Annotated in this window: 14 protein-coding genes; 10 read left to right on the forward strand and 4 right to left on the reverse strand. The window is 67.0% G+C overall.

Annotated elements, in window-relative coordinates; translation table 11 throughout:
• Positions 1 to 11: 11 nt before the first annotated feature.
• On the reverse strand, positions 12 to 995 hold the full coding sequence (gluQRS, locus tag BQ7391_RS02370; RefSeq protein WP_075279137.1) for a tRNA glutamyl-Q(34) synthetase GluQRS: 984 nt from the start codon (positions 993 to 995) through the stop codon (positions 12 to 14).
• Positions 973 to 1,623 carry a GNAT family N-acetyltransferase gene (locus BQ7391_RS02375; RefSeq protein WP_075279138.1) on the reverse strand — a complete coding sequence of 217 codons (651 nt, stop codon included), beginning with the start codon at positions 1,621 to 1,623 and terminating at the stop codon, positions 973 to 975. Before BQ7391_RS02375 ends, gluQRS begins: the two co-directional genes overlap by 23 nt.
• Before the next feature lie 69 nt (positions 1,624 to 1,692).
• Between BQ7391_RS02375 and purH the strand changes: the two genes are divergently transcribed.
• Positions 1,693 to 3,324: a bifunctional phosphoribosylaminoimidazolecarboxamide formyltransferase/IMP cyclohydrolase gene (purH, locus tag BQ7391_RS02380; RefSeq protein ID WP_075279139.1), complete on the forward strand. Its 1,632-nt coding sequence runs from the start codon at positions 1,693 to 1,695 to the stop codon at positions 3,322 to 3,324.
• Positions 3,325 to 3,409: 85 nt separating this feature from the next.
• On the opposite strand, the gene BQ7391_RS02385 is transcribed toward purH, so the two are convergent.
• A complete protein-coding gene (locus BQ7391_RS02385; protein ID WP_159437341.1) occupies positions 3,410 to 4,591 on the reverse strand; it encodes a DUF4143 domain-containing protein in 1,182 nt (393 codons plus the stop codon).
• A gap of 397 nt (positions 4,592 to 4,988) precedes the next feature.
• Here BQ7391_RS02385 and BQ7391_RS02390 point away from each other — a divergent pair, with 397 nt between their 5' ends.
• The 8 genes from BQ7391_RS02390 to BQ7391_RS02430 all read left to right on the forward strand — a co-directional run bounded on the left by BQ7391_RS02390 (position 4,989) and on the right by BQ7391_RS02430 (position 12,096).
• Positions 4,989 to 5,396, forward strand: a complete 408-nt coding sequence (locus BQ7391_RS02390) for a PTS sugar transporter subunit IIA (RefSeq protein ID WP_075279141.1) — start codon at positions 4,989 to 4,991, stop codon at positions 5,394 to 5,396.
• A 53-nt stretch (positions 5,397 to 5,449) separates the two neighbouring features.
• On the forward strand, positions 5,450 to 5,941 hold the full coding sequence (locus BQ7391_RS02395) for a PTS sugar transporter subunit IIB (protein WP_075279142.1): 492 nt from the start codon (positions 5,450 to 5,452) through the stop codon (positions 5,939 to 5,941).
• 20 nt (positions 5,942 to 5,961) lie between these two features.
• Positions 5,962 to 7,560, forward strand: coding sequence for a PTS system mannose/fructose/sorbose family transporter subunit IID (locus tag BQ7391_RS12455; protein ID WP_200799566.1), 1,599 nt, complete (start codon positions 5,962 to 5,964; stop codon positions 7,558 to 7,560).
• 75 nt (positions 7,561 to 7,635) lie between these two features.
• The gene (locus tag BQ7391_RS02410; protein ID WP_075279143.1) at positions 7,636 to 8,136 is read left to right on the forward strand and encodes an L-2-amino-thiazoline-4-carboxylic acid hydrolase; all 501 of its coding nucleotides are present in this window, start codon (positions 7,636 to 7,638) and stop codon (positions 8,134 to 8,136) included.
• A gap of 2 nt (positions 8,137 to 8,138) precedes the next feature.
• On the forward strand, positions 8,139 to 9,440 hold the full coding sequence (locus BQ7391_RS02415) for a M20/M25/M40 family metallo-hydrolase (protein ID WP_075279144.1): 1,302 nt from the start codon (positions 8,139 to 8,141) through the stop codon (positions 9,438 to 9,440).
• A gap of 2 nt (positions 9,441 to 9,442) precedes the next feature.
• A complete protein-coding gene (locus tag BQ7391_RS02420) occupies positions 9,443 to 10,726 on the forward strand; it encodes an L-cysteine desulfidase family protein (protein ID WP_075279145.1) in 1,284 nt (427 codons plus the stop codon).
• 2 nt (positions 10,727 to 10,728) lie between these two features.
• Entirely contained in the window at positions 10,729 to 11,367 is a 639-nt protein-coding gene (locus BQ7391_RS02425; RefSeq protein ID WP_235858683.1) for an HAD family hydrolase, read from the forward strand.
• Positions 11,368 to 11,424: 57 nt separating this feature from the next.
• On the forward strand, positions 11,425 to 12,096 hold the full coding sequence (locus BQ7391_RS02430; RefSeq protein WP_083662052.1) for a hypothetical protein: 672 nt from the start codon (positions 11,425 to 11,427) through the stop codon (positions 12,094 to 12,096).
• 7 nt (positions 12,097 to 12,103) lie between these two features.
• Here the strand turns inward: BQ7391_RS02430 and BQ7391_RS02435 are convergent, their stop codons facing one another.
• The gene (locus BQ7391_RS02435) at positions 12,104 to 12,853 is read right to left on the reverse strand and encodes a C39 family peptidase (RefSeq protein ID WP_200799567.1); all 750 of its coding nucleotides are present in this window, start codon (positions 12,851 to 12,853) and stop codon (positions 12,104 to 12,106) included.
• Positions 12,854 to 13,312: 459 nt separating this feature from the next.
• Between BQ7391_RS02435 and nifJ the strand changes: the two genes are divergently transcribed.
• Positions 13,313 to 16,849: a pyruvate:ferredoxin (flavodoxin) oxidoreductase gene (gene nifJ, locus BQ7391_RS02440; protein WP_075279147.1), complete on the forward strand. Its 3,537-nt coding sequence runs from the start codon at positions 13,313 to 13,315 to the stop codon at positions 16,847 to 16,849.
• Positions 16,850 to 16,864 lie beyond the last annotated feature (15 nt).

A 16,864-nucleotide genomic window follows, 5' to 3' on the forward strand; every position in this document is an offset into this window, starting at 1 on the left:
TCTCACAACTTTCACGCAAGCAGCCGCCCGAGGAGCGCGTCGTCCACGACGATGTCTGCCCGCCGCGCGGAGAGCGCCTTCCACGAGAAGCTCGCCACCAGCTCGGACGGCCGCCCCTCCCATCCGGCCCGTGCCAGGCCGGCCGCGCAGGCGAGCGCGCCCACGACGCGCTCGGCGCGCACGCCGCGGGCACGAAGGGCGCCAAGGTCGAGGTCCTTCTCGCGCTTTGCGAGGCGCCGCCCGTCGTGCGCCACGAGCAGCGGGACGTGCCCGTACTCCGGGGGCTCGTATCCAAGAAGCCCGCCCAGGTAGATCTGCCTCGCGCACGAGCCCAGGAGGTCGCGCCCGCGCACGACCTGCGTCACGCCCATGAGCGCGTCGTCCACGACCACGGCGAGCTGGTAGGCCACCACGCCGTCGCTGCGTCGTACGAGAAAGTCGCCGCACGCGCGGGCCAGCACCTCGCGCTGCGGGCCAAAGGCGAGGTCGGAGAACTCGATGGTGCCTGTGGGGTCGTCTTCCGCCGGCACGCGCAGGCGGGTCGCGGGGGGCCGCGCCGCCGCGCGGCGAGCCACCTCCTCGGCGGGAAGGCCCCGGCACGTGCCCGCGTAGATGGGCGTGCCGTCAGAGGCGTGCGGAGCGCTTGCGGCGTGCAGCTCCGCGCGCGTGCAGAAGCAGGGATAGGTCAGCCCGGCGTCATCCAGCCGGGCAAGCGCCTCGGCGTAGGCCGCACCGCGCTCGCTCTGCCAGAAGGGGCCCTCGTCCCAGTCGAGCCCCAGCCAGCGGAGGTCGTCCATCAGAAGCTCCGCGCGCTCGTGACTGGCCGCGCGCGGATCTAGGTCCTCGACGCGCAGCACCATCTCGCCGCCCGCCGCGCGGGCAGAGAGCCACGCCACGAGCGCCGCGAAGGCGTTTCCCAGGTGCATGCGTCCAGACGGGGTCGGCGCAAACCTCCCGCGCACCGGCCGGGGGCTACAGGCGCTGCTCGTAGACATAGACGTAGAACTCGTCCGCGGCGGGGTCGACGCCGGGCCAGTAGGCGCGAGAGCGGCGGCGCCTGGCCTGAGTGAGGCCCTTGTGCTCGTAGAACCCAAAGTCGCAGCTGTCGTCCGTGAGCAGGTGGTAGCCGCGGGCGCCGGTCTCGCGCAGGTGGTCGAGCGCCGCCGAGAAGAGCCTCCCCCCGATGCCGAGCCCCTTAGCGTCGGGGGAGACGATGAGCAGCTTCACCGTGGCGTCGGCGCCCTCGGGGTCCTCGGAGGCATACTCGCGCTCGAGCTCCGCCTCCTCGCGCACGCCGTCCATCTCCACGCGCACTGCCTCCGCGAGCCTATCGTCCTTCTCGGCCGCCCTCGTCAGACGCACCTCGAGCTCGGCCCAGCCGGCGCCCTCGGGGACCTCCTGCCCGCGTTCGGCGAGAAGGACCACCCCCAAGATCTCCCCCGCGCGCTCGGCCACGAGCGACCACGTGGTCTGGGAGAGGTAGTGGGCGAGCTCAATCTGGCTCGCCGCGCGCTGGGCGGCTCCGTCAAACTCGGGGAGCCACGTGCGGCCGAGAAGCACCGCCGCGCGCTCGAAGTCCTCCGGCACAAAGGTGCGCCACGTCAACTTTTCCGTCTGCGTCATGTTGTCCTCCAGCTGCGGTATCGTAGAAGAGACGGTACAACATGTCGTCGTCAAACCCAAGGAGGGGCCATGGCAGATACTCCCATCAAGCGAGCGCTCGTCTCCGTCACGGACAAGACGGGCGTGGTCGACTTCGTCAAGGCGCTCGAGGACGAGTTCGGCGTCGAGGTCATCTCTACCGGAGGCACCGCGCGCGTGCTTGAGGAGGCGGGCGTGCACGTGGTGCCCATCGAGCAGTACACGGGCTTCCCCGAGATGATGGACGGTCGCGTCAAGACGCTGCACCCCAAGGTCCACGGCGGCCTGCTCGCGCGCCGCGACAACCCCGCGCACATGGCCGAGGCCGAGGAGCACGGGATTGGCATGATCGACCTCGTGTGCGTGAACCTCTATGAGTTCGAGAAGACCGTGGCCAAGCCGGACGTCACCTTCGACGACGCCATCGAGCACATTGACATCGGCGGCCCCTCCATGCTGCGCTCCGCGGCCAAGAACGCCGCCTCCGTGACCGTGGTCTCCGACCCGGCCGACTATGACGAGGTCCTCGCCGAGATGCGCGCCAACGATGGCTGCACCTCGCTCGAGCTGCGCCGCTACCTGCAGCTTAAGGTCTACGAGACCACGGCAAACTATGACGCCGCCATCGCCATGTGGCTCGCCGACCGCTATGACGAGGACTTTGCCGATGACGAGGCCGAGGAAGAGCCCGCAATGCCCGAGGAGCTTGGATTCTACCTCGAGAAGGTCGATGACCTGCGCTACGGCGAGAACCCCCAGCAGACCGCCGCGGTCTATCGCTTTGCCGACGATATGGCCGACGCGCTCTCCTCGGCCAACCCCCTCGTCGGAGCCGAGCAGGTCCAGGGCAAGCCGCTCTCCTACAACAACTACCTCGACGCCGACGCCGCCTGGAACCTCGTGCGCGAGTTCGACGGCCCGGCCTGCGTGATCCTCAAGCATCAGAACCCCTGCGGCTCCGCCGTCGCCGACGACGTCACCGCCGCCTACGACCGCGCCTTCGCGTGCGACCCCAAGAGCGCCTTCGGCGGCATCATCGCCTGCAACCGCGAGGTTCCCTTTGAGCTGGTCGAGCACGCCTTCGACGAGAACGGCCAGTTCGTGGAGGTCATCATCGCCCCGGGCTACACGCCCGAGGCGCTCGAGCGCATGGCCAAGCGCCCCAACCTGCGCGTGCTCGCCACCGGCGGCGCCGAGGGCCATGCCGAGTTTGAGCTGCGCTCCATCGACGGCGGCGTTCTCGTCCAGAACGTCGACACCGTTTCCGAGGACCCCGAGACCTTCACCTGCCCGACCGAGCGCAAGCCCACGCCCGAGGAGATGGACGAGCTCATGTTTGCATGGCGCGTCTGCAAGGGCGTGAAGTCCAACGCCATCCTCGTCTCCAAGGGCAAGGCCGGCATCGGCATGGGACCGGGCCAGCCCAACCGCGTTGACTCCGCGCTTCTCGCCTGCGAGCGCGCCGACGAGGCCTGCGAGCGCATGGGCGTGGAGAAGGGCGGCTACGCCTGCGCCTCTGATGCCTTCTTCCCGTTCCGCGACAACGTGGACGTGCTCGCCGAGCACGGCGTGACCTGCATCATCCAGCCCGGCGGCTCCAAGCGCGACGACGAGTCCATCGAGGCCTGCAACGAGCACGGCATCGCGATGGTCTTCACCGGAAACCGCCACTTCCGCCACTAGGCGCACGGGTTCGCACCCTGGGCAAATAAGAGCTTCCGTGGGCAGCGGCCCCGCCCGCATGGCGGGGCCGCTGCCCGTAGGGGGGCTATATGGTCAGACAGCCAATCGGGAACGCATATACCCCCGTACGCTTGTCTAGCCGCGGGCGCGAGCAGCTTCCCATGACCACGGCGAGGAAGGTCGGGTCCGGACACCCGCTCTCGGGATTCTTCCGGAGCTTGCTCCTGAGGCGGGTGAGACCGCGCGCGGCCTCTTCGAACTGGGCCTCGCCGAGCGCCACGTTGATGGCGCCCCACCTCCCGTCAGACAGTCTGATGACCGCGTCCGCGCAGGCTCCGTCCGAGTCCGCGTAGTAGCGAATGGTCGGTTCCGCCTCGGATTCCAGCACCGAGGAGTACACGTTGAGGTCGCGCTGCACCAGGCACCGGAGCAAAGACAGCAGGGCCCCCGCGTCCTGGAGAAGGGTGTCGGGGGTGTGCGTGAGCAGCATGGCGGGAAGCGACGGGTCCACGAACTGCGTCCTCGGCTTGATGCGCACCCGCGTGGCCGACCGTATCGGAGCTCTCCAGCCCTCTATCGAATAGCTCAGGTAGGCCTCTCTGAAGATCTCGAGATAGTCTCGTGCCGTGTTGCGCGAGAAGGGCTTCTCGCCGTGCTCGCGCGCATAGGCAGCGAAGTCTTCATAGCTGCCCCGCCAGCCGCAGGCCGCATGGGCGCATGCGACCTTGATTGCCATGGGGAGCCTCTTTCCGTGCATGGGGAGCTCCTGCTCCATAACGGTCTGGAAGAGGACCCTGACGAGACGGGAGGACGTGTCCGATCCGAGGCCCTGGAGCCTCGGCCAGCCTCCCTGGCAGATTGCCTCGGCGACCTCTGGGAGCCCCATCTGGCAGGACATGGGGTAGAAGTTGCGCGAGAAGAGGCCCATGAGGGACACGCTCATGTTCGAGGCCCCCGTCTCGGCGAGCGAGAGGGGCCACAGCCGCACCGTGGGCGCATCGTCTATTCTGCGCTCGTCGTCCGGCCGCCCGTTTCGCGAGCTCACGAGAAGGTACGAGCCATCACGCGCCTGCGCCGCGGACCGGGCGAGGCTTGGGACCAGCTGCCACTCATCAATGACGTGCGGAGACTGACCGCCCATGAGGGCCCGCTCCGGCGCGCTCTCAAGAATGGGCCTGATGCTGTCGTCATCCGCGGCGATGACGCTGCGGCCCTGGGCAAGGGCGCACCAGCTCTTGCCCGCGCCGTGCGGTCCTACCAGTCGCACGATTGTGTGCTTTTTAAGAAGGTGGCGAAGCTTGGAGTCGACCAGCCGGGATCTGTAGCCCCGTGGGCGCAGATATCCGTGGTCCTCCTCGTCTCTCTTCATAAGAAAATACCTCTATTCTGATTATTCAAATTAAATGAAAAAAAATAGAGCAAATATAGTATATAAAACAGAGGCTCAGAATTAAACAAAATAGAGTATTTGAAGTGACATTAATATTTTATTATCACCTCAAATTTGAGTAATAGCGCCACAAATTAGGTCAATCGCAAAAAAATGCCGCTCGTCCCCCTCGTTTCTCCAACGATCGACGCTTGGCTAAAGTCGCTCCCACGTCTTGGCGCCGTGCACGCGCAAATGTGTAGAAAATATGCACTTCATAAAGCAAGGAGGAGGAATGATTGGAATCGTCGTGATGTCTCACGGCGGCCTCGCCGAGGGGCTCGTGAGCGCTAGCGAGGTCATCATGGGGCCCGCCCAGCAGGTGAGGACCCTCTCGCTCCGGCGCGAGGGAAGTGTCGACGAGCTCTCGAGCGACTTCGAGCGCGTGGTCAATGAGGTCGACACGGGCGACGGCGTGATTGTGCTCTGCGACCTTTTCGGTGGCTCGCCCTGCAACGTCGCGAGCATGGGGCTGCGGTCCGCCCGCAACTACCACCTCGTCTCCGGCGCGAACCTTCCCATGCTGATCGAGGCCATTAACAGCCGAGATGAGGGGCTCAGCCCCGCGGCCTTGGCCCAGCGCTGCGTGGAAAGCTCCCACGAGGGAATCCGGCACATCAACGAGCTTCTCGCCCAGGCATAGGGAGGCGTGGCCGGCCCCTCGCCGGTCGCGTCGATAGAAGAAAAGGAGAGGAAATGGCAAAGATTTCGTGGGCGCGCGTGGACTACCGACTCATCCACGGCCAGGTAATCACCAAGTGGTCGAAGATCGCGTCCGCCAACCAGATCGTCATCGTGGACGACGTTCTCGGACAGGACGAGTTCATGGCCAGCATCTACAAGATGGCCGCCCCGTCCGGCGTGGGGGTTGACATCAAGACCGCTGCCGACGCCGCTGCCGCGTACAAGGACGGCACGTTGGGCACCGGTAACATCTTCCTGCTCTTCAAGGATGTTCACGCGGCGCGCGCCTCGCACGAGGCCGGGCTCGCGTTCGAGACCCTCCAGCTTGGCGGCATCCCCGCCGAGGCGGGCCGCAAGGTCGTGTTCCCCGCGGTTGCGCTCGGCCCGTCAGAGGTAGAGGACATTCGTGCCCTGCACGACGCAGGCGTGGACATCCAGATTCAGGTGGTTCCCGAGGAGGCGGGCATCTCCTACGAGGAAGCCCTGAAGAAGTACGAGTCGTAATCAAGTAAGGGAGGAACGTCATGGGTCTCAACCTGTTCTTCGCCATCGTTGGCGGCCTGTGGTTCTGGTGGGCGGCCGGCCTTGCGGGCTATTCGTTCATCCAGACCATGAAGTCGCCGCTGCTCGTTGGCACCGTGCTCGGCGCCCTCACCGGCAACCTCGAGACGGGCGTCATCACCGGCGGCAGCATCGAGATGGTCTATCTCGGCATGGTCGCCGCGGGTGGCAACATCCCGTCCGACCGCGTCTTCGCCGCGCTCATCGCCGTGCCCATCGCCATTCAGACCGGCTGCACCCCCGAGGTGGCCGTCTCCATCGCGGTGCCGCTCGGCGTCCTCGGCGTGCTGGTCAACAACGTCCGCCGCACCGGCAACGCCGTGTTCGTCCACTGGGCCGACAAGTACGCCGACAAGGGCGACGTGAACGCCGTCTGGCGCTGCGCAACGGTCTACCCGCTCATCTTCGGCTTCATCCTGCGCTTCCCGCTGATGTTCGTCATCAACTTCTTCGGCGCAGACCTCGTGACCTCGCTGCTGAACGTCTGCCCGCAGTGGATCCTCACCGCGTTCAACGTTATGGGCGGCCTGCTTCCGGCCCTCGGCTTCGCCACCGTGGTCTTCATGATCGGCAAGATGAAGTACCTGCCGCTGTTCATCATCGGCTTCTTCCTCGTGCAGTACCTCCAGATCCCGACCATGGCCGCCGCCATCTTCGGCATCTGCCTGGCCCTTCTCGTCACCTTCATGGGCGAGGACGACACCTTTGCGTCCCTGCGCGAGCTCAGCGAGAAGGCCGCTGCCGTCACAGAGACCCGCGCGCTCAGCAAGAAGGACGTCAACGGCGTCTTCCTGCGCTGGCAGTTCACCGCTGAGATCTCCAACTCCTTCGAGCGCATGCAGTCGGTGGCCGTCTGCGCCTCCTTCGCGCCCGTTCTCAAGAAGCTCTACCCGGACGAGGCCGAGCTGGAGTCCGCCCTCAAGCGTCACCTTGGCTTCTTCAACACCAACGCCAACTGGGGCTGCCTCATCCACGGCACCGTGCTCGCGATGGAGGAGCAGCGCGCCAGCGGGGCCGACGTCCCCGAGGAGATCATCACCGGCGTCAAGAACGGCCTCATGGGCCCGCTTGCCGGCGTGGGCGATACGGTCGACTTCGGTACCATCCAGGTGATTCTGTTCGCCCTCGGCGCCTCGTTCGCCACGCAGGGCAACGCGTTCGGCGTCGTCTTCGTGATCCTGTTCGGCATCCTGACCTTCATCGAGGCCCGCGCCCTGTTCGGCCTGGGCTACAAGCTCGGCCGCGAGTCCGTCCAGAAGATCCTCGCCGGCGGCATCGTCAACAAGCTCATCGACTGCGCCTCCATCGTGGGCATGTTCGTCATGGGCGCCCTCTCCGCCAACATCGTCAAGGTGTCCACCCCGCTCTCCTGGACCTTCGGCGAGAAGACCATCGTCCTTCAGGACACCCTGAACTCCATCGCCCCCGGCCTGCTCGCCCTCGCGGCCGTCATGTTCGTGTTCTGGGGCATCAAGTACAAGAAGTGGACCATCACCAAGCTCCTGGTGATCCTCATCGTGGTCTCGCTCGTGGGAGCCTTCCTCGGCATCCTGACCGCGTAACGACCGACATACCAGTCCCCCCGGGCGCGGCGATGAGGGGATCTCGCCGCGCCCCCTCACAAAAAGGAGAGAGACATGTCCGACAAGCAGACCTTCACGCGCGAGGAGTACCTCAAGGACGTTCGCGCCGCCAACGGCACCCGCGCCCAGTGGTTCCACCTCATGCTCCAGGAGGCCGAGAAGCACGGCATCGACCCCGACGAGTTCTGCGAGGCCACCATCTACGCCTTCGGCGTGGAGCGCGGTCGCAAGTACGGCGTCTGCGGGGGTAACCCCGGCAAGATGGCCGAGATGCTCTATAACTCCAACGGGCAGGACGTCTTTGAGATGGAGCTCGTCGAGAAGAGCGACGAGCGTGGCCTGCTGAGGTTCCACCACTGCCCGCTCGCCGCCACCTGGCGCAGCATGGGCCTTCCCGAAGAGCGCGTCGCCGAGCTCTGTCGACTCGCCTGCTACAGCGACCACGCGCGCGCGGACAGCGCCGGCGTCAACCTCGAGTTCGGCGCCCAGATCGGCGCCGGCGACGAAACCTGCGACCTCATCTTCACCCCCAGGGCCGAGAAGGACGGCGAGTAGCCGTGGGCGCCGCCCCCTGCCGCGGGCTCTCCGCGCGCGACGAGCGCATCGTCGATCTCCTTCGCCGCCTCGTGCGCATCAACACGGAGCATGCCGATCCCGAGCCCGGGGCCCCCTACGGCAGGGGGTGCGCCGAGGCCCTCGACCTCGTCATGCGGGAGTGCGAGGCGCTCGGCTTCGAGACACGCCGGGTGGACGAGAGGGTGGCCTGGGCCCAGGTGGGCTCCACGGGGCCCCTTGCGGCGTTCCCGGTCCATCTCGACGTGGTCCCGGCCGGGGAGGGCTGGGACCACGACCCCTACGCGGCCGACGTGCTGGACGGAGTGCTCTACGGCCGCGGCTGCATGGACAACAAGGTCGGCGCCGCGGTGCTCGTGGTCCTTCTCGCGGAGCACGCCGCCCGAGACCTTCCGTGCAGGCTTCGCGTCATCTTCGGAACCGACGAGGAAACGGGCATGTCCGATCTGCGCAAATACGTTGACGCGGGAGAGGAGATGCCGACCATGGGGTTTGTGCCCGACGCCTCCTTCCCCGTGGTCCGCGGGGAGAAGGCGCGCCTTCACCTGCGTCTCTCGCGCGCCGTCGAGGACGACGGCCTCGTGCTCCGCGGCGGCTCCATGGCGAACATGGTGCCCGCCGAGGCCAGGGCGACCCTTCCGGACGGGCGAGAGGTCTCCGAGCGGGGGAGGTCGGCGCACGGGAGCACCCCCGAGCGGGGGGAGAGCGCCATCAGGCCTCTCGTTGCCCGTCTCGTGGAGTCCGGGATGGACCCCGACGGCGCGCTCGGGGAGGTGGCGCGCCTGCTCTGCGCCGACCTCACCGGCGCCGCGCTCGGCATCGACGAGCCCGACGAGGTGTTCGGGCACACCTCCATGAACCTCGGGACGATCGAGCTCGCATCCGGCAGGCTGACGGCCGAGCTCGACGTGCGGTTTGGCTGCGCCATCACTCCGGGCGAGGTGGTGGGTCGCGTCCGCCGCTCGCTCGGGGGCGCGTGGGAGGTGGAGGTCATCCAGGAGAAGCCCCTGCACCTCGTGCCCGAGGACGACCCCTGCGTTCGCGTCCTTCTCAGCGCCTACGAGCGCGTGACCGGGGAGCGCGGGGACTGTTCCGTCATGGCGGGCGGCACCTATGCGAGCTACCTGCCCGCGCTCGTCGCCTTTGGGCCCAAGCTGCCCGGGGCGCACAGCGGGGCCCACGGCGTGAACGAGCACGTGAGCCTCGAGGACGTGGCTCGCGCGGCAGACATATACAGCGAGGCGATCCGGGGCATCATCGGACTCGCCGCATCTCGGGAGGACTGAGCATGGTTGACTTCATCGGTCTCCTCAAGAAGGAGGTCGTGCCCGCAGAGGGCTGCACCGAGCCCATCGCAGTTGCCTACGCGGTCTCCATCGCGTCAGAGCAGCTCGGCGGCGAGGCGGCGGAGGTTCGCCTTCGCCTGAGCGCCAACATCATCAAGAACGCCCTCGGCGTGGGGATCCCCGGCACGGGCATGGTGGGGATTGAGATCGCCGCCGCCCTCGGCGCGGTGGTGCGACGGTCCGACAAAAAGCTCGAGGTGCTCTCGGGCTTCTCGCCGGAGCAGCTCGCCGCGGCGCGAGCCCTCGTCGACGCCCATGCCGTCCACGTGGAGCAGCAGCCCACGTCCGAGGCCCTCTACATTGAGGCGCGCCTCACTGACGGGAGGGACGCCTCGCGCGTCGTCATCGTGCGCGACCACACCAACGTGGTGAGGGTGGAGAGAAACGGAGAGGTCCTCGTGGACGAGCCCGTCTCGGTCGGGGGCGGCTCCGACGACGAGGGGACTGGCCTCACCATCGACTCGATCTATGAGTTCGCGACCACCGTCGCGTTCGACGACATCAGCTTCATCCTCGACTGCGTGCCCCTCAACACGCGCGTTAGCGAGGAGGGCCTTCAGGGGGAGTACGGGCTCGAGGTCGGCAGGCGCATCGGCGCCGGCGCGGACCGTCGCGGGGCCCTGCTCAACAACGCGACGCTGCGGCTCATGTCCGTGACCGCCGCGGCCAGCGACGCGCGCATGGGTGGGTGCCCCCTCTCGGTCATGACGTGCGGGGGCAGCGGCAACCAGGGCATTGCGAGCTCGCTTCCCATCATCGAGCTCGCCCGCATGCTGGGATCGTCCGATGAGGACCTCGCGCGCGCCCTGGTGCTTTCGGACCTCGTCGTCCTGCACATCAAGGAGTACATGGGCCGCCTCTCGCCCCTGTGCGGCTCGGGCATCGCCGGTGGGACGGGCTCCTGCTGCGGCATCACCTACCTGCAGGGGGGCGGGCTGAGGGAGATAAAGTACGCGATCAACAACATGCTCGCCACGCTGCAGGGCATGATTTGCGATGGCGCCAAGGCGACCTGCGCGCTCAAGATAGCCGCGGGGACGAACTGCGCGATCCAGTGCTCGACCCTGGCCCTCGCCGACATCTCGCCCACGAGCAAGGACGGCATCATCTTCGACGATGCCGAGGAGACCATCAAGAACACCGGTCGTCTCATGCGGGAGGGCTTTGCCCAGACCGACGAGGCGATCCTCTCCATCATGCTCGCGAAGCAGCTGGAGTCGAAGTGACCATGTTCGAGGCGGTCATCTTCGACAAGGACGGCGTGCTCGTCAACACCGAGCCCGAGCTCGACAGGCGTCGGAAGGCGTTCTTCGCGCGGGAGGGCATCGACGACTCGGGGTTCCCGAGCTTCTACGGGTCCAACAACAAGGTGGTCTGGAGCTGCGTCGAGCCGAGGGACGAGGTCCGGAGAGAGGAGCTCTACGCGCGGTTCCGCAGGCAGTTCGCGGACGACCCCATGCCCTACGCGCAGCTCGCCACGCCCGGGGTCCACGAGGTGCTCCTCGGCCTGCGCGAGAGGGGCGTGAGGACGGGCCTGGCCTCCGCCTCCCCGCGCTGGGTCATCGACGGCTTCGTCGAGGCGCTTGGGATATCCGAGCTCCTCGACGTGACGGTGAGCGGAGAGGAGTGCGCCGCGTCCAAGCCCGCGCCCGACGTCTACCTTCGGGCCATGGGGCTTCTCGGAGTCGAACCCGCGGCAACGGTGGTGGTCGAGGACTCGCCGATCGGCCTTCTCGCCGCGCACCGTGCCGGGGCCCTGGTGTGCGCCATGCCCCTGCCGCAGGGGGTGAGCCTCGACCAGTCGCTCGCCGACGTCCGCCTGTCCTGCCTCGAGGACCTTCTCAGCCTGCCCGGCATGCCGTCCTGACCGCGTATCGGCGCCAGGGGTAGAATGAGGCCCTGCGCGACGGGGACGGGAGGAAGCATGCGAGACGAGAAGGTCCTGTGGAAGGAGATGGACCGCTTCACGCTGGGGAGTCCTGCGCTCGTCTGCCGGTGGCGGCTCGCGAGCCGCGCGCTGCCGCTGGAGAACCGCCACCTCCGGGCGCTCGGGCAGCGCGTCGTGAACGGCGGGCTCGTACCGACCGAGCTCGTCGCCTGGGCGAAGCAGCACATTGAGTGGACGCTCTCGGAGGGCGCCGCGGAGCATCCCGACGGCGTGCTCATGCTCATCCTTGACGGCGAGGGGAGGGCTGCCATGACCGTGGGGCCCTACGAGCCGCTTGCGCTGCGCACCCCGTCGGCGCTCGCCGACCGCGCCCGCGCGGCGAGCGTTGAGGCGGAGGACACGGGGGTCGCCCCGGAGTCGCTCTGGCTCGTGCGCGAGGAGGGTCTCATCTGGGGCATCGGTGCGGACGAGCGCCCCTCTGGCGCGGCGACGCTCATGGCCGACCTTGCCAGGACCGTGGGCTTTGCGGTGGAGCGCAGGGCCGGGCTCGCGGAGGCCCTGCTGGCGGGCGAGGTCTCCTATGACGAGGCCCTTCTCGTTTCTGACGAGCACGGGATCGTGCCGGCGTCGGGCAGGGCGCAGCCGCGGGCGGAGCGATTTGCCGAGGGGTACGCCAAGCTGCTCTCGTCGATGGGGAGGCGCAGGTAGGGACCCTCTACGCGACCGAGAAGCTCCAGATGTTCTGGGCCTCGGCGCAGATGGTCTCGAGGCCCCAGACGCGCATGCTGCGGCCAACGCTGTTGGAGTCGTGCACGAGGACGTGGGTTCCGTCCGAGGCCATGCCCTCAACCACGATGTAGTGGCCGACGCGCGTGAACGTGCCGGGCTCCATCGCGCAGATGAGCGGGTGCCCCGCCTCAAGCTCCGCCTTGAGCTGGCTCTCAACGGCGGGAAGGGTCTGGCTGTTGAGGCCGAGCGTCGCGGCGCCCTCGCTCATGAGCGTCCATGCGCTGCCGTTGCCGTCGGTGGCATAGCCGTTCTCGGTGCTGAAGGCGGCCATCTGAACGGGGTCGTAGCTCGTGTCGCCCGTCAGGTAGACGTAGACCATCGTGAGCGCGGTGGGCCCACAGCCCTGCTCGGCAAAGGTCCCGCCGCAGTACTCCGCGTCGGCCCACTGCGGGTCAATCTGGTAGAGGTAGGGCATCTCGCCCTTGCGCCACTCCTCGCGCGGCGTGCTTGTGACCGCGGGCTCGTCGGCCGTGGCGGGGATGCTCGTGTCAACGGGTCCGGAGGCTTCCGCCTCGCTTGGGCCGGACCCCAGCGAGCAGGCAGCAATGAGCGTCAGCGCGATGACGAGAAGGGCCCCGGCGCAGACGGCCGCCACGAGCGCCCGCCGCGCCCCGCCTCTCTCGCGCCCCCGGCGGCTTCCGCCGCGGGCAAGCGTCATGTTGCTGATGTCGTTCACGCCCGCACCCCCGTCTCACGTACCGAAGGATTCTATCACGTGCCCTTTTCCGGCCGCCTCATGGTCCCTCGTGTCCGCGGAGCGGGGCTTCGTGACAGTTGACCCTGTCACCTTTGTCAGGTCGGGGCGGGAGTCAGCCGGGCGTCACAATTTCACCACGAACCGGCCGGCCTGAGCCGCCGTCCTTCTCGCCCTGCGGGAGACGAGGCCCCGTCCAGCGCCGCCGTAGGGTAATCCCCCTCATTTCGGGGTATTTTACCTGCGATTTGTTATACGGGACGTTTTACGGCAAAAACCGCGCGCTCGACCGATTTGCCGCCGAAGTCGTGAATAAAAACGCGCGTGCGGAGTACACTGTCACCATGCATGGGCCATTGGCCCGACTCAGTCATGTGTCTTGTGAGTGAGAGCTGCCTGAGGCCATGGGGGTCCTCAGGGGACCGGTTCGAAGGAGAGGATATGGCGCGTAAGTTTAAGTCCATGGACGGCAACGAGGCGGCGGCGTACGTCTCGTATGCGTTCACCGAGGTGGCGGGCATCTACCCGATCACCCCGTCGAGCCCCATGGCCGACCACGTTGACCAGTGGGCCGCTCAGGGCATGAAGAACGTCTTTGGCACGCCGGTCAAGGTCGTTGAGATGGAGTCCGAGGCGGGCGCCGCGGGCACCGTTCACGGCTCGCTCGGCGCCGGCGCACTCACGACCACCTACACGGCGTCGCAGGGTCTGCTCCTCATGATCCCGAACATGTACAAGATCGCCGGCGAGGGTCTTCCGGGCGTCTTCCACGTGTCCGCCCGTACCGTGGCCACCCACGCCCTCAACATCTTCGGCGATCACTCCGACGTCATGGCCTGCCGCCAGACCGGCTTTGCCATGCTCGCCGAGGGCAACGTCCAGGAGGTCATGGACCTCGCGCCGGTGGCCCACCTCGCGGCCATCGAGGGCAAGGTGCCGTTTCTGAACTTCTTCGACGGCTTCCGCACCTCCCACGAGATCCAGAAGGTCGCGGTCTGGGACTTCGACGACCTCAAGGAGATGCTGGACATGGACGCCGTCCAGGCGTTCCGCGACCACGCCCTCAACCCGGAGCACCCGCACGCCCGCGGCTCCCACGAGAACGGCGACATCTTCTTCCAGCACCGCGAGGCCTGCAACAAGGCCTACGACGCGCTGCCCGCCGTGGTCCAGTCCTACATGGACAAGATCAACGAGAAGCTCGGCACCAGCTACCACCTCTTCGACTACTACGGCGCCGATGACGCCGACCGCGTCGTGGTCTGCATGGGCTCCTTCTGCGACACCCTCGAGGAGGTCATCGACTACCTGAACGCCCACGGCGAGAAGGTCGGCCTCGTGAAGGTCCGCCTGTACCGTCCGTGGTCCGTCGAGGACTTCGTGGCGGCCCTGCCCGAGACCGTCAAGAAGATCGCCGTCCTCGACCGCACCAAGGAGCCCGGCTCCATCGGCGAGCCCCTCTACGAGGACGTCATCTCTGCGCTGTACGAGGCCGGCAAGACCGAGATCGCCGTCGTCGGCGGCCGCTACGGCCTCGGCTCCAAGGACGAGCCGCCCGCGGCTGCCTTCGCCGTCTACAAGGAGCTCGAGAAGGACGCCCCCGCCCGCGAGTTCACCATCGGCATCGTGGACGACGTCACCAACCTGTCGCTCCCCATGGACCCGGACGCCCCCAACACGGCGGACCCGTCCACGATCGAGTGCAAGTTCTGGGGCCTCGGCGGCGATGGCACCGTCGGCGCCAACAAGAACTCCATCAAGATCATCGGCGACCACACCGACAAGTACGTCCAGGCCTACTTCCAGTACGACTCCAAGAAGACCGGCGGCGTCACCATCTCGCACCTGCGCTTCGGCGACTCCCCGATCCGCTCGCCGTACTACATCAACAAGGCCAACTTCGTCGCCTGCCACAACCCGTCCTACATCATCAAGGGCTTCCCGATGGTCCGCGACGTCAAGCCGGGCGGCACGTTCCTCGTGAACTGCCAGTGGTCTGACGAGGAGTTCGCCTCCCACCTGCCGGCCGTGGCCAAGCGCTACATCGCCAAGAACAACATCAACGTCTACCTGATCGACGCCATCGACCTCGCCGAGAAGGTCGGCATGGGCAAGCGCACCAACACGGTGCTGCAGTCCGCGTTCTTCTCGCTCGCGCAGGTGCTTCCCGCCGAGGACGCCATCGAGTACATGAAGGCCGCCGCCGAGAAGTCCTACGCCAAGAAGGGCCAGAGCATCGTCGAGGCCAACTGGAAGGCCATCGACGCCGGCGCCACCGCCTACCGCAAGTTCGAGGTTCCCGCGGACTGGGCGAACGCCGAGGACGAGAAGGTCGAGCTCACGCTCGAGGGCCGCGAGGCCATCGTCAAGCAGGTCCGCGAGCTCATGGAGCCCATCAACCGCATGGACGGCGACTCGCTGCCCGTCTCCAAGTTCGTCGACGTTGCCGACGGCCAGTGGGAGCTCGGCGCCTCTCAGTACGAGAAGCGCGGCGTCGCCGTTATGGTTCCGCACTGGGACGAGACCAAGTGCATCCAGTGCAACCAGTGCTCCTTCGTCTGCCCGCACGCCACGATCCGCCCGATCGTGATGAACGCCGAGGAGCAGGCCGCTGCCCCCGAGAACATGCGTCGCCTCGACCTCACCATCCCCAAGGGCACCGGCTACACCTTCACCATGGCGATCAGCCCGCTCGACTGCATGGGCTGCACCAACTGCGCGAAGGTCTGCCCGAAGGGCGCCCTCACGATGGTGCCGCAGGAGTCCGAGCTCGACCAGGCTCCGGTGTGGGACTACGCGGTGAACAAGGTCTCCGAGAAGAAGGAGCTCGTGGCCGCCAACGTCAAGGGCAGCCAGTACGCCAAGCCGTACCTCGAGTTCTCCGGCTCCTGCGCCGGCTGCGCCGAGACCGCGTACGCACGCCTCGTCACGCAGGTCTGCGGTGACCGCATGTTCATCTCCAACGCCACCGGCTGCTCCTCGATCTGGGGCAACCCGGCCGCCACGTCGCCGTTCAACGTCAACGCCTGCGGCCACGGCCCGGCGTGGAACAACTCCCTCTTCGAGGACAACGCCGAGCACGGCCTGGGTCTCGCCCTTGGCTATGACGCCGTCCAGGAGAAGATCGTCGCCGAGACCGAGAAGCTCCTCCAGTCCGACTGCGCGTCCGACGCCCTGAAGGAGGCTGCGACCGCCTGGCTCGAGGCCCGCACGGACACCGAGGCCAGCAAGACCACCGCTGCCGCCTACGTCGCCGAGCTCGAGAAGGCCGACTGCGAGACGGCCAAGGCCATCCTCGCCGACAAGTCCTACCTCACCAAGAAGGCCTTCTGGATCTTCGGTGGCGACGGCTGGGCGTATGACATCGGCTTCGGCGGCCTCGATCACGTCCTTGCCTCCGGCAACAACGTGAACGTCTTCGTCTTTGACACCGAGGTCTACTCCAACACCGGCGGCCAGGCCTCCAAGGCCTCCAACATCGGCCAGGTGGCCCAGTTCGCGGCCGCCGGCAAGGTGACCAAGAAGAAGAGCCTCGCCGAGATCGCCATGTCCTATGGCTACGTCTACGTGGCTCAGGTCGCCATGGGCGCCAACATGAACCAGACGCTCAAGGCCATCCACGAGGCCGTGTCCTACGACGGTCCGTCCCTCATCATCGGCTACAGCCCGTGCGAGATGCACTCCATCAAGGGCGGCGGCATGCAGAACTGCCAGATGGAGATGAAGAAGGCCGTGGAGTGCGGCTACTGGAACCTCTTCCGCTACAACCCGGCTGCCCCCACGGGCAAGAAGTTCACGCTCGACTCCAAGGAGCCGGCCGGCGGATATCAGGACTTCCTCATGAACGAGGCCCGCTACACCTCGCTCACCCGCTCCTTCCCCGAGCGCGCCAAGGAGCTCTTCGCCGAGAACGAGGAGGCTGCCATGGCTCGCTACGCGCACCTGCTTAAGCTCAAGGACCTCTACGCCGACGCGTAAGTTCTTCTCGCTGAG

This window comes from Thermophilibacter provencensis, from assembly GCF_900128445.1.
Taxonomy (GTDB): Bacteria; Actinomycetota; Coriobacteriia; order Coriobacteriales; family Atopobiaceae; genus Thermophilibacter; species Thermophilibacter provencensis.

What these genes read in the sequence shown, in the direction of transcription:
- BQ7391_RS02395 (WP_075279142.1), top strand. Translation starts at nt 5,450, where the DNA reads ATGGCAAAGATTTCGTGGGCGCGCGTGGACTACCGACTCATCCACGGC.
- BQ7391_RS02430 (WP_083662052.1), top strand. Translation starts at nt 11,425, where the DNA reads ATGCGAGACGAGAAGGTCCTGTGGAAGGAGATGGACCGCTTCACGCTG.
- BQ7391_RS02420 (WP_075279145.1), top strand. Translation starts at nt 9,443, where the DNA reads ATGGTTGACTTCATCGGTCTCCTCAAGAAGGAGGTCGTGCCCGCAGAG.
- BQ7391_RS02425 (WP_235858683.1), top strand. Translation starts at nt 10,729, where the DNA reads ATGTTCGAGGCGGTCATCTTCGACAAGGACGGCGTGCTCGTCAACACC.
- BQ7391_RS02390 (WP_075279141.1), top strand. Translation starts at nt 4,989, where the DNA reads ATGATTGGAATCGTCGTGATGTCTCACGGCGGCCTCGCCGAGGGGCTC.
- BQ7391_RS02375 (WP_075279138.1), bottom strand. Translation starts at nt 1,623, where the DNA reads ATGACGCAGACGGAAAAGTTGACGTGGCGCACCTTTGTGCCGGAGGAC.
- nifJ (WP_075279147.1), top strand. Translation starts at nt 13,313, where the DNA reads ATGGCGCGTAAGTTTAAGTCCATGGACGGCAACGAGGCGGCGGCGTAC.
- purH (WP_075279139.1), top strand. Translation starts at nt 1,693, where the DNA reads ATGGCAGATACTCCCATCAAGCGAGCGCTCGTCTCCGTCACGGACAAG.
- gluQRS (WP_075279137.1), bottom strand. Translation starts at nt 995, where the DNA reads ATGTCTACGAGCAGCGCCTGTAGCCCCCGGCCGGTGCGCGGGAGGTTT.
- BQ7391_RS02410 (WP_075279143.1), top strand. Translation starts at nt 7,636, where the DNA reads ATGTCCGACAAGCAGACCTTCACGCGCGAGGAGTACCTCAAGGACGTT.
- BQ7391_RS12455 (WP_200799566.1), top strand. Translation starts at nt 5,962, where the DNA reads ATGGGTCTCAACCTGTTCTTCGCCATCGTTGGCGGCCTGTGGTTCTGG.